Origin of the sequence: Amylolactobacillus amylotrophicus DSM 20534, assembly GCF_001434555.1 — a bacterium.
Lineage (GTDB): Bacteria > Bacillota > Bacilli > Lactobacillales > Lactobacillaceae > Amylolactobacillus > Amylolactobacillus amylophilus.
Genome location: NZ_AZCV01000003.1, coordinates 83,602 through 95,885, shown reverse-complemented (window position 1 = coordinate 95,885; position 12,284 = coordinate 83,602). Strand labels below are relative to the sequence as shown.

Genomic DNA, 12,284 nt, shown 5'->3' with positions numbered 1-12,284 from the left:
GTATTGAACAGGATGGAGTAGAAGAATGGGATTTATACTACAGATACTTTCATATGTTTTCTTTGGGGCGTTATTTCTCTTCGGACTACTGGCGTATTTCAAGGACCGGAAGATGTACCCACAATATCTGGTATTGTTCCGGTTAAGTATCAGCTGCATGATCGTTGTCGTGACTTTGCAAATCTTCTTGGCCATCAAATTTCCATTGTCACTGATCCTGTGGTTCTTCTTCCTAGATGTACTCCTGAGCATTCGACACGTCATCAAGCTCGTCGGTGCCAAGAACGCACAATCTGCCCGTAACCACCGGTTGCTAGCCGTAATCTTTGGTGTGGTTGCTCTAGTAGTCTTGATTGTATTGGGCGTAGTGAGCTATTTGCTTAGCGCAGTACTGTGAGGCTTATTTGCTGGCAAATTAACGTCTGCTTTCATTTCTCGATAAAATTCAGCTTAACGGAGGTCATTTTCCCATGGACTTAACCCTTATTCGACACAGTAGGAGTACTACTAATGCGCAGAACCTGATTTCTGGTGCCGGCTTTGATGCGCCCTTATCTCCTGATGGCGTCGCCTATGCGCGAGCGGTCAGTGAAGTATTTGACGAACAAAAATTCGATGCTGTCTTTGCTAGTCCCTTACAGCGGGCGCTAGAAACAGCTGAAATTTTGACAAAAGGCAAGTGGGAAATTGCGACCGATCCCCGGGTGGAGGAGATGCACTTTGGCCAGTGGGAGTCACAAGATCCTGATCCATTGCGCTTACAGTATCCCGATGCCTTTGATTACATGGGGATGCTCAATAAGAACTTCTCACAGTATGCCCATGAGGCTGAGAGCTATGACGATCTAGTACACCGAGTTGCTGATTTCGTAGCAGATTTGAAGCAAGATTATCCAGACAAAAAAGTGCTGGTAGTCTGCCACGGCTTGACTATTCGTGGCTTCTTCGCCGCGATTTTCCACGCTGAGATGGATTCGTTCGTGAACGTGGGCAACGTGACAGTTAATGAAGTACATCTGGATGAGAACGAAGGGTTTAGCCCACGACTCTACTCATTTAACCGCGAGCTGGTGTCCGCGGATGATTTCTTCAACAGATAAATAGCGGTTGTTTTTCTTTACCGGCTAGCTCATAGTAGTAATATGTCAATATACATTAAGAGACGAAATGGAGCGCGACGATGGAAGATAAACAAGTAAAAATCAAGACAGATTATCAAAGACAACAAATTGGAATTGAATTTTCAAAAAATTTAGCGGACTCAAACGAGCGTGGCTATATTTTATCTGCCGCGTTAATGTCCTACTGCGCAGGCATCAAGATGGACAAACAAGAACTGATCGAATTAATCGATACCCACTACGATGCCTACACCAAGCCGAAAGACGACTCTTTGTTCGGTAAGCTAAGTGATTAAATAAAGAACGAAGTTATATAAAAACAACCAAGCCAATCCAGTAATCTCTGAAAAATTGGTAGCAGGGGGTTGTTTTTTTTATTTTGCCTGTTATATTTAGTGACTGTGGTAATAAAATTACCTTTCAGGTTTAAAAAATGTTATTTTTTGAGCAATTTAGTTCTTTTTGAAAAATTTATTTTGTGAAGAATTGCGCAATTATTAAAGTGGTTATTCTGCAAAAACGGTTCCCCGCCTACCCTTGAGCGAGAACGGCTGAGAGTAATCGCCTTGGTAACTTTTCTTCGCAAAATAAAACCCTCGTTATTAAAACGATATTTAAATAACACTGATATGTTTAAGGACTGTTTCATATTTAAAGGTTTCTAATGGACACCAAAATAAATTGTTGATAGTATTAAATTACAGCTTGATATTATCGAATTTTGAGCTGCTCCTTAAACAACGTTGTGTTATTAAAAAGACTATTATTTGGAAAAATAACAGATATAATGAAAGTATACAGATATAGGAGAAAGAAAAATGGCTAGAAAAAAAGAAATATTCAAACAGCAAATTTTGGACGTTGCATACAAGATGGCAATTGAAAATGGTGTTGATTCCCTTACAGCCAGAAAAGTTGCCGAGGCAGCAGATTGCTCTACTCAACCAATCTACCTTGAATTCAAGAACATGAACGATTTACGTCAACAAGTGCTCGCAATGATTCAAGATAAGTTGCAGAGTAAAGTGTTTGAAGAATCGTTTACCGGCGACCCCCTTATCGACCTCGAACTTTCTTACATCCACTTCGCTGCGAAACACCCACAATTATTCCGTGCAATGTATGTCGAAGGTAAATTTGGTAGTGCAAACATTTCTGATTTCTCAATGGAAATTGGCTTGAAGAAACTCGAGGAATCATACCCAGAGAATGGCTTCAGTGATGAGAAAAAGAGAAATATCGTTACTGGTAGCTGGATTATTGCGACCGGTATCGGTGCATTGGTTGCAACTGGCATGATTGAAATTAATCAGGAACAAATGGTTGAAATCTTGACGGCACAAGTGAACGACTTCATCTTGAATGATCGTTTCTCAGAGAGTCAAGAAGAGAGCACGTTCGAAGAGAAAGAAAAACGTTCAATCTCAGATATGCTTGGCTAAGCAATCGCCAATCGTCTAGTTTCACGAGGTGTGGACAGAATTATCTGTCAGCACCTTTTTTACTTGGCTAAATTAATCAATCACAAAAGAACGATGTAGACGTTAATTATTGCTATAATTTAAGTATGATAATAGTTGATTGGAGAGGCTATGCTAAACCTACATATAGAAATTGAACAAATTATTATTCGTATCCTGCTTGCGGCCCTGATTGCGGGCGCCATCGGGTGGGATCGGCAGAAGAAGAATCGTCCGGCGGGAGTCCAAGTACACGTGCTCGTGGCTATCGGAGCCGCGGTTGTGGCGATGATTCAACAGGAGCTGACCCTTCAGGCGATTAGGATGGCTACCGAGAATGCTGATGTCTCGAATTTCGTGGCAAACGACGCTGCAAGGATGATTGCGGCTGTTGTGAGTGGGATTGGTTTTCTAGGCGCAGGTACGATCGTGGTGACCAAGCGGGTTGTGCGGGGCCTATCAACCGCTGCGTCGCTTTGGGCTACCGCAGCACTCGGGATTGCTGTGGGGATGGGGTATTATCCCATTGCAATTATCGGTGGCGTGGCACTCTTTTCTGCGCTGCTATTCCTTGAACGTATCTTACGCGTGGATATGGGTACGGATATCGAGATTAGACTGATTGGTACAGCGGGAACAGAGGCCGTGGTGGAGCGCTTCTTCACCGAGCACAAGATTCGCTTCATCCCGAAGGACTTTCAGGTAGAGGAAGTGGAAGCTGGTAAGAGTTTCGTAGTTAGCTATGCGATTAAGCGCCCCCAGAGCTTGACGTACCCTAAGCTAGCGGAACAACTGTTAACGGTACCAGAAGTCAGTGCGGTGAACTTGACGAGTTACTAAAGACGATGCTGCATAATTAAATTGTCTACGAAATAATTTTTACGGCGAAAACGTTATCTAATGCTTGGCTAGATAGCGTTTTTTCGTACGCTGAACAGGATAATATTAATAATGTAAGCGTTGACAAGTTTGTGAGTTAGTTTTCAATAGGGGGTGTAATTTAAAAATCCTAGCGGATGAAAATTGGGGGGCATTATTCATGAAAGTTGCAGTAATTGGTTGTACACATGCAGGCGTATTTTCAGCACAGACTATTTTACAAGAGCAACCGGACTGGGAAGTTACGGTGTATGAACGAAATGATAACCTCTCATTCCTTTCTTGTGGGATCGCGCTTTGGGTAGGCGACCACGTATCAGACCCGAAGAAGATGTTCTATTCAAGTCCTGAATCATTGGCGAGCCTTGGCGCAAATATGAAGATGGAACACGATGTTTTGAGTGTGGATGTTGATGCAAAGAGCCTGGTAGTCAAGGATCTGAAGACCGGCGTAGAGACAAAAGACACATTTGATAAGTTAGTAGTCACAACGGGATCGGCACCCGTAATTCCGCCTATTGAGGGAATTGATAATAAGAACGTAATGCTTTGCAAGAACTACGCGCACGCAAAGGCATTAAAGGATATCGCACCAAGCATTAAATCGGCTGTAGTCATTGGTTCTGGCTACATTGGAGTAGAGATTGCCGAACAATTTGCTGTGACAGGTAAAGATGTAACGTTGTTCGATGCATTGCCAAGGGTGCTGGCAAAGAACTTTGACAAAACAATAACCGACCGGGTACAAAAGGACTATGAGGACCACGGCGTCAAAGTACAGCTAGGCGAAAAAGTAGTTGGTTTTAGCGGTGATAATGAAGTCACGGTGAAGACGGATAAAGGTAGCTATACTGCTGATATCGCTGTTTTGGCAGTAGGTTTCAAGCCAAACACTGGCCTGTTGAAAGGCCAATTGGATATGGAACCAAACGGCGCAATCATCACGAACGAGTACATGCAGACGAGCAATCCTGATGTCTTTGCAGCCGGAGATGCGTCGGTTGTATAATATAACCCAACCGGCAAGGATGACTACATTCCGCTGGCAACAAATGCTGTACGACAGGGAATCTTAGTTGGTAAGAACATCGAGAAACCGACCGTGAAATATCTGGGCACGCAGGCAACTAGTGCTGTTGCACTGTTCGATAAGACATTAGCGGCATCTGGTTGAACCGTTGATGGTGGTAAGGCAAGAGGAATCGAGTTGGTGAGTGTTACTCTAGAGCAGGATTACCGCCCAGAATTCATGTTGAGTACTGAGCCAATTCTGATGATTTTAACCTGGGATAAAGAGACCAGGGAAGTTAAGGGAGCACAGTTCTATAGTAAATATGATTGCGCCCAATCTGCTAATGTGATCTCGTTAGCGATTCAGAAACACATGATGATTGATGAGTTGTCGATGGTTAACATGTTCTTCCAGCCAAATTACGACCAGCCAGTGAACTACGTTAACGCATTAGCAATGGAAGCAGCTGCCAGAGCGTAGTTGAGCATCGGTTATCACAAAATAATATAACCGTTCTGCTGAGGGTTGAGTCACTCAGAGAACGGTTTTTTTTGACGAAAAAATTTGGTGAGAGGCAATAAAAATCCTACCAATCAGCGAAATTGGTAGGATCTGGCTTAGGGAGAGAATTTCTGAAGGGATTTATTTATTCTTACGTTTAATGATTAAAAATATTGTGGTTGCAACTGTTGCCGCGCTTGCGGCAGCGACGCCATAGTGTAATTTTCTTCTTTGCTTAGTTTCTGTCATCTATGTGCCTCCTATTTGGCTAATCATAACCATCTGTTCTAGGTATGATTACATCATAGCGGACAAACATAAAGAAAAATGCAACTTTGTGTAAAGTAAACGTTCAGAAAGTATGAAGAATCCCCATATTAGTTTATGAAATAGTAAAGGGGGAGCAGGGGCAGTCTGAACTAGACAATCGTGGCGCCAAATGGGCGTAATGACAGGCCCGCAAGCTTTAATGATTGTTTGGCGAAAGGAATACCAATGATGGTGATAGTTAACAGAAGAGCGCTAGCCAGATGGGTTAAAGCGAGTGGCAGCCCTGAAATCAGTAACCAGATCACATTAACGACAAAGTTAGTGGTCGTTGTGTGGTAGACCACCTCCTTGTTGAATGGTGCAAGTGAGAGCCGGGCAAACTTGAAGCACTGCACGCCAATGGGGAGCCCAACGATTGTAATGGACCAGAGCAAGCCCGCCCCAAACCAAGCCAGAGCCCCACCTAGGCCACCGAAAATAAACCAAATAATATTACCGATTAATTTCATAACGGAACTCCCATCTAAGCTGACCCAAATTCACTAGAGATTACGGGCGACTAGCCCTCGTAATACTTGATTAATGCCTGTGTGCCCAAATCACCGAGGCCATCTTCATCCTGTAACTTCTCGTATAATTTCTTCGCGAGTTCAAGCATCGGCAAGCTAATCTCCATCTGCTCCGCTTCCTCAATTGCTAGGCGCAGATCCTTGATGAAGTGCTTGATGTAGAATCCGGGGGCGTAGTCGCCGGCGAGCACGCGTGGTCCGTAATTCTGGAGGCTCCAGTTAGCAGCAGAACCGCCAGAGAGGGTGTCAATCACTGCTTGTTCGTCCAAGCCAGCTTTCTTGGCGAAGGCCAAGGTTTCGCTCATACCAAGCATGGTTCCGGCAATCATGATCTGGTTGGCCAGCTTTGTTCTTTGGCCACTACCTGATCCGCCGAAGAGGTGCATTGACTTGCCCATCGCCTGAAAAATTGGGAGCATGGACTCGTAGGTCTCAACTGGGCCACCAACCATGATAGTTAACGCGCCTGTTTTGGCACCCAAGTCCCCACCGGATACTGGGGCATCTAAAGCCGCAATGCCCAACTCCTGTGCAGTTTGGCTAATTCGTTCGGCTAGGCGTGGGCTGCTAGTGGTCATGTCAATAACTGTGAGGCCGGCATGTGTACCGGCGAAAACACCGGTGTCACCGTAGTAGACTTCTTGAACGTCTTTTGGAAAGCCAACAATGGAGATGATGACATCGACCTGAGTTGTGAGTACCTTTGGCGTATCCGCCCATTGTGCGCCTAAATCTAGTGCTCTTTGTGCATGTGCCTTGGTGCGATTATAGACAGTCACATCAAAGCCATTCTTGATTAAGTTGGCAATCATGCCCGTCCCCATCACACCTGTACCGATAAATCCAATTTTCATTATTCTTCCTCCTCGTTACGCCTAAATTAAAGTAGTGATAATTGTAAACCGCTTGCGTCAATACCAAAGATACTATTAAAGATGTTCTGTGACAAACCGGGGGTCTCATAAAGCATGAACCGCAAGAATTGTGAGTCAACTGTTTGTTGGATGAACCAATCAATCTGGAGTGCATTGAGCATCGATAAGACCAGATAGCTGACGAAGTAGGTGATGATAAATGAGACAACTGCGCCGGCGACGCCGTCGATCCAGGAAATGAGGCCACGCTTTTTCGCGGAGGTGGGCACGAGCCGGGTGATGAAGCGGACGACGATTTTGCCGAGCAGCATGATCAGTAAGAATGCAATGAAGTGGTAGAGCATCTTATCGATTTCCGTCGCTTCAACCAGTGGCTTCTGCATGATGTTGACCATGATCCACGTACCAAAGTCTGTGTTGAACATGCTAGCGGCGACCACGGTAAAGAAAAAGCCGATCAGGCTAACGATGCGCTTGGTGAAACCAAGGCGATAGCCGGCTGTTGCCGAGAAGATAAGCAGTAGAATAACAATAATGCTGATAATCATAAAAAATCCTCCTGCTGATATTATACTGGAAAGTAGTTTAATAACCCTAGTTTGTGTTAATCTTTTAAAAAAGATATAATTCTTTATTGCTGAAGCGATGTTTGACTGAGATTAGCAACAACCATCTCAGCCTTTTTTGTTGACCGGAGTACAAATAATGATTAACAGAGATTGGCGCACACAAATTACCACGATGATGACGAGCCAGGCGATTACCATGCTGGGCTCGTCAATCTCGGGCTTTGCTATCGTGTGGTATATTGCCTTACAAACAGAGAGCGGCGTTTGGATGACGTATGCGACGCTAGCTAACCTGATACCCGGAGCAATCGTCTCCTTATTCGGTGGCGTCTTTGCCGATCGTTATAATAGGAAATTTCTGGCGATTTTCTCGGATATGGGAATCGCCCTAATCACACTGGTCATGGCACTGCTCTATCAGATGGGCTACCAGAGCCTCTGGTTATTGCTAATCCTGTTGGCGGCTCGTTCCGTTGGGACGGGAGTCCAGACGCCGGCGGCCAGTGCATTAGTCCCCCAAATTGTACCAGGGGAGCATCTCCCCCGCGTTAACGGACTAAATCAGACCATTAATGCTATATCACAATTGGCGGGGCCGGCCCTCGGCGGGGTGGTGTTTGGCTCGCTTGGTTTACTAGGAAGCTTCTGGATTGACGTGATTACCGCGACGATTGGTATCTCGATCTTCAGCTTCGTGAAGGTCCAGAATATCAATAAGGAGCGTGAGCTCGAGTCCGTCTTCAAGGAGATGAAAATCGGGATAAACTATGTGAGACGGAGTAGGCTATTAACGTACTTGTTTGCCAGCTTCTTCGCCTTCTGGATTTTAATTACACCATCAGCGTTTCTAGCGCAAATCTTTATCGAGCGGACCTATCCGGGAAACGGGGTCTTCAACTTAACGGTGATGGAGATCGCCTGGTCCGTAGGTTCGCTACTCGGAGGTATTGCGGTGTCGTGGCACGGTGTCATTCAGAATAAGATTCGCATGATCTTCTTAGTGATGGCGGTTGACGGCTTTGCCTTTGGGCTAATGGTGTTCATGCCAAATAACTGGCTCTTCTCGCTTGTTATGATGTTTGGTGGCCTCTTCATGCCATGGCTGAGCACCGCACACACGACGCTGTTGCAGGAGACTGTTGAGCCAACGATGATGGGCCGAGTCTTCTCGGTCGTGAATATTATCAGTATGACGGCGATGCCGTTAGGAATGGTGGTCTTTGGTCCCTTAGGTGACGTGATTGATTTGAAGATAATCTTTGCTGTGACAGGCTTACTCTCGATTGTACTGGCTGCCTGGTTTTATGCACGAATGCACCATTTTAAAATCGAGAAGCATACCGAGAACTCATTATAATAATATTTTGCAGAAGTGCTTTGACTCAGTGGCAAAAGTAACTCATAATTGAGACTGTGAAATCACCGAAATGGCATTGCTTGCCTGTCTTAAATGGAGTACATTATTAGTTGTGAAACACAAGTTTCACGGGAGAAAAATGAAACCTGAAGAATTCAAACAATATCTAGCAGATCGGGGAGTTGAGCTGACAGACCAAAAGGTCACTCAATTCCAGCAATACTTTAAATTCCTGGTAGAGACGAACGAACACGTCAATCTCACCGCCATTACAGCTGAAGAGGACGTGTACTTGAAGCACTTTCTTGACTCGATTCTACCTCTATTGGAACTACCAGCAGCATTTGTGCAAAACGCACGGGTAATCGACATTGGTGCTGGGGCTGGCTTTCCATCGCTACCAATCAAGATTCTCCGTCCGGACTTAACCGTGACAATCGTGGACTCACTCAACAAAAGAATTAAGTTCTTAGGTGATCTAGTGATTATGCTCAGCCTGGACAACGTGGAACTCGTCCACGGACGTGCCGAGGATGTGGGGCAGGATCGTCGCTACCGGGAGAAATACGACTTAGTGACGGCGCGCGCAGTTGCGCGGCTGAATACGCTCAGTGAATATTGCCTGCCGTTTGCTAAAGTTGGTGGTGCGTTCGTGGCCCTAAAGGGGCCACGTGGTGAGTCTGAGTTACAGGATTCAGCAACGGCGATTGCTAAATTGGGTGGTAAGTTGCGCACCAATCAGGTTGTGACTTTACCAGAGACCGCTGAACAGAGAATGTTGACGGTAATCGATAAGGTCAAGGCGACACCAAAGAAATATCCCCGCCAAGCAGGGATGCCTAACAAGAAACCATTATAAACAAGTAGCGCCACAAGCTGGTAAGGCCCTGAGCACTTACGAAGGCAATAAAGCGTGAAACGCTGCGATTGGCCAGTAAGGTGAAGGGGACTAGCTTGTGAAACACAATTAAACAAGTAGCGCCACAAGCTGGTAAGGCCCTGAGCACTTACGAAGGCAATAAAGCGTGAAACGCTGCGATTGGCCAGTAAGGTGGAGGGGACTAGCTTGTGAAACACAATTAAACAAGTAGCGCCACAAGCTGGTAAGGCCCTGAGCACTTACGAAGACAATGAAGCGTGAAACTAGAATAACAATGGATTTAGAGGAGTAATTGATAAATATGGCCATTTCATTTTTTGGCAATCGGCACCAGAAGACATCAGATGATAAAAAAATTCAGAATATCGAACTGAACAGAATTATCCCAAACAAGTTTCAGCCCAGGAAGAACTTCACTTACGAGGCAATTGACGAGTTGGCCGCTACTTTGAAGGAACATGGCTTACTCCAGCCAATCATCCTGCGCGAATTCAAAGATGGTGAATATGAGATTATTGCTGGTGAACGCCGTTTTCGGGCGGCAAGTCAGCTTAAATGGGAGACCATCCCGGCAATTGTTGAGGTCATGGATGATCAAAAAGCCGCGGCTTTCGCCCTGATTGAGAATCTGCAACGAGAAAACCTCAATCCAATTGATGAAGCTAAAGCCTATCAATCCTTAATGGAACTTGATAAGTCGACTCAAACTGAGTTAGCTGAGGCGGTTGGTAAGTCGCAAAGCTATGTGGCAAACAAGCTGAGGCTGTTGAAGCTTGAGCCTCATGTGCAGGCGTACCTCGTCTCTGGCGAGATTAGCCAGCGCCACGGCCGGGAACTCTTGAAGCTCACACCTGACCTCCAGGAGACGGCGCTTTCGACCATTGTGAAAAACGGCCTCAGCGTGGCTGAGACCGAGAAATTGGTGCAACAATTAATTTCGCAGAAAAACAATCAGGTCAAGGAAACCCAAGTAGCAGATAAGGTTAAGAAAAAGATCACGGGCAAGACCAGCCGCGATTTAAAGGTGCCAATCAATACCATCAAGAAGACGATTAAGTTGGTGGAAGATTCTGGTACTAAGGTTAAGATTAGCGAAAATCAGACGGATCAGAAATACACAATTACAATCGAATTGTTGAAGGATTAATGGAGAACAGTATGGTGCACATAATTTCAGTTGCAAATCAAAAGGGGGGCGTTGGCAAAACAACGACTACCATCAATCTTGGCGCCAGTCTAGCGGCTGTGGGCAAGAGAGTACTCATTATTGATATCGACCCCCAAGGAAATGCTACGAGTGGACTCGGAATTGCTAAAGCAGAAGTGGACAAGGATGTCTATAATGTCCTGGTCGATGAAATTCCGATTAAGGAGACGATCCATCACACCAGCCGCAAAAATCTAGACATCGTGCCAGCCACGATTCAGCTGGCCGGTGCCGAGATGGAGCTGACATCACTCATGGCCCGCGAGACTAGGTTGAAGCAGAGCATCGATGAGATTGAGAATGATTATGACTATATTCTGATTGATTGCCCACCTTCACTTGGACAGCTTTCCATCAACGCGTTCACAGCCAGCAACTCAATTCTCATTCCTGTACAGAGTGAATTCTACGCCCTCGAAGGTCTGAGCCAACTCCTGAACTCGATCCGTTTGGTGCAGAAGCATTTCAATAAAAACCTGGGTGTTGAGGGTGTACTATTGACGATGCTCGATGCTCGGACGAATCTTGGTGCCGAAGTTGTAAATGAAGTTAAAAATTATTTTGGTGACAAGGTCTACGAAACAATTATTCCGCGGATTACTAAACTGGCAGAGGCGCCAAGTTACGGTAAGCCAATCATTGATTATGATCCAAAGTCTCGCGGAGCGGTTGTCTATCAAGAACTAGCAAGTGAGGTCTTAGCAGCTAATGACTAATAAGAAAACAAAAAATACGGGACTTGGTCGTGGGATTGACGCACTTTTTGCAGATATTAACAACGTGGACGATATCGAAAACGTGGAAGATTTAGATATCGAAAAGGTACGACCTAATCCCTACCAACCACGGAAGACGTTCGATGAGACGAGTCTACGAGAACTGGCCGACTCGATTAAAGAAAATGGCGTTTTTCAGCCGATTATCGTGCGTAAGAGCGTTAACGGCTTCGAGATTATTTCCGGTGAGCGGCGCTACCGTGCCAGCAAATTAGCGAAGAAGAAGACTGTCCCAGGCATCGTGCGTGAGATGGAAGAAGCAGAGATGATGGAAATTGCCGTCATCGAGAACCTCCAGCGTGAGGACCTGAATCCGCTAGAAGAGGCGCAGGCGTACGATATGCTCCAGAAGAACCTCGGTCTAACGCAGGAACAGGTTTCTAAGCGTCTGGGTAAGAGTCGGCCGTACATCGCTAACTACTTGCGGCTGCTGACCTTGCCAGCTAGGACCAAAAAGTTGCTCCAAGAGGGTAAACTATCAATGGGCCAGGCGAGAACGTTGCTGGGTCTGAAGAAGAAGACGCAAATTGATGAGCTGGCACAGAAAACGGTTAAGGAAGAACTGACCGTCCGCCAGCTGGAAGCTATCGTTAGTCGCTTGAATACCGATGGCGGTGCAGTCAAAAAGGCGACGAAGGTCGTTAAATCGCCATTCGTTCGTGCAAGTGAGGCTAAACTGGTTGATAAGTTTGGTACACAGGTCAATATTACTGAATCCAAGAAAGGGGCCGGCAAGCTGGCCATTGATTTCGCCTCAACAGAGGATCTTAACCGGATTTTGGATATCCTAGGTATTTCATTAGATTAG

General features: G+C 45.6%; 13 protein-coding genes and 1 pseudogene. 11 read left to right on the top strand and 3 right to left on the bottom strand.

The annotated features are described in order from the left end of the window. The first annotated feature begins 25 nt into the window (after positions 1 to 25). The 6 genes and pseudogenes from FC62_RS05065 (at position 26) to FC62_RS05040 (ending at position 4,952) form a co-directional block, all read left to right on the top strand. Positions 26 to 397 carry a hypothetical protein gene (locus FC62_RS05065; RefSeq protein ID WP_054745770.1) on the top strand — a complete coding sequence of 124 codons (372 nt, stop codon included), beginning with the start codon at positions 26 to 28 and terminating at the stop codon, positions 395 to 397. Between the two features lie 73 nt (positions 398 to 470). Next, entirely contained in the window at positions 471 to 1,100 is a 630-nt protein-coding gene (locus FC62_RS05060) for a histidine phosphatase family protein (protein ID WP_056947314.1), read from the top strand. 80 nt (positions 1,101 to 1,180) lie between these two features. Beyond that, on the top strand, positions 1,181 to 1,417 hold the full coding sequence (locus tag FC62_RS05055; RefSeq protein WP_056947311.1) for a hypothetical protein: 237 nt from the start codon (positions 1,181 to 1,183) through the stop codon (positions 1,415 to 1,417). A gap of 522 nt (positions 1,418 to 1,939) precedes the next feature. Then, positions 1,940 to 2,563, top strand: a complete 624-nt coding sequence (locus FC62_RS05050) for a TetR/AcrR family transcriptional regulator (protein ID WP_056947308.1) — start codon at positions 1,940 to 1,942, stop codon at positions 2,561 to 2,563. 150 nt (positions 2,564 to 2,713) lie between these two features. Further along, positions 2,714 to 3,421 carry an MgtC/SapB family protein gene (locus FC62_RS05045; RefSeq protein ID WP_056947306.1) on the top strand — a complete coding sequence of 236 codons (708 nt, stop codon included), beginning with the start codon at positions 2,714 to 2,716 and terminating at the stop codon, positions 3,419 to 3,421. A gap of 199 nt (positions 3,422 to 3,620) precedes the next feature. Further along, a pseudogene (locus FC62_RS05040) lies at positions 3,621 to 4,952 on the top strand (NAD(P)/FAD-dependent oxidoreductase). A 440-nt stretch (positions 4,953 to 5,392) separates the two neighbouring features. Here the strand turns inward: FC62_RS05040 and FC62_RS05035 are convergent. The 3 genes from FC62_RS05035 to FC62_RS05025 are packed head-to-tail and all read right to left on the bottom strand — an operon-like array spanning position 5,393 to position 7,235. Continuing rightward, a complete protein-coding gene (locus tag FC62_RS05035) occupies positions 5,393 to 5,752 on the bottom strand; it encodes a YccF domain-containing protein (RefSeq protein ID WP_054745760.1) in 360 nt (119 codons plus the stop codon). Between the two features lie 50 nt (positions 5,753 to 5,802). After that, positions 5,803 to 6,666, bottom strand: coding sequence for an NAD(P)-dependent oxidoreductase (locus tag FC62_RS05030; RefSeq protein ID WP_056947301.1), 864 nt, complete (start codon positions 6,664 to 6,666; stop codon positions 5,803 to 5,805). Positions 6,667 to 6,692: 26 nt separating this feature from the next. Further along, a complete protein-coding gene (locus tag FC62_RS05025; protein ID WP_056947298.1) occupies positions 6,693 to 7,235 on the bottom strand; it encodes a CvpA family protein in 543 nt (180 codons plus the stop codon). A gap of 157 nt (positions 7,236 to 7,392) precedes the next feature. Between FC62_RS05025 and FC62_RS05020 the strand changes: the two genes are divergently transcribed. From FC62_RS05020 to FC62_RS05000, 5 genes are all read left to right on the top strand, one after another. Then, entirely contained in the window at positions 7,393 to 8,613 is a 1,221-nt protein-coding gene (locus FC62_RS05020; RefSeq protein WP_056947295.1) for an MFS transporter, read from the top strand. Between the two features lie 139 nt (positions 8,614 to 8,752). Continuing rightward, on the top strand, positions 8,753 to 9,472 hold the full coding sequence (gene rsmG, locus FC62_RS05015; protein WP_056947292.1) for a 16S rRNA (guanine(527)-N(7))-methyltransferase RsmG: 720 nt from the start codon (positions 8,753 to 8,755) through the stop codon (positions 9,470 to 9,472). Between the two features lie 322 nt (positions 9,473 to 9,794). Then, the gene (gene noc, locus FC62_RS05010) at positions 9,795 to 10,640 is read left to right on the top strand and encodes a nucleoid occlusion protein (protein WP_056947288.1); all 846 of its coding nucleotides are present in this window, start codon (positions 9,795 to 9,797) and stop codon (positions 10,638 to 10,640) included. 11 nt (positions 10,641 to 10,651) lie between these two features. Further along, complete coding sequence (locus tag FC62_RS05005) at positions 10,652 to 11,416, top strand: ParA family protein (protein WP_056947357.1); 765 nt, start codon at positions 10,652 to 10,654, stop codon at positions 11,414 to 11,416. Beyond that, the gene (locus FC62_RS05000; protein ID WP_056947285.1) at positions 11,409 to 12,284 is read left to right on the top strand and encodes a ParB/RepB/Spo0J family partition protein; all 876 of its coding nucleotides are present in this window, start codon (positions 11,409 to 11,411) and stop codon (positions 12,282 to 12,284) included. The genes FC62_RS05005 and FC62_RS05000 overlap by 8 nt, the downstream gene beginning before the upstream one ends.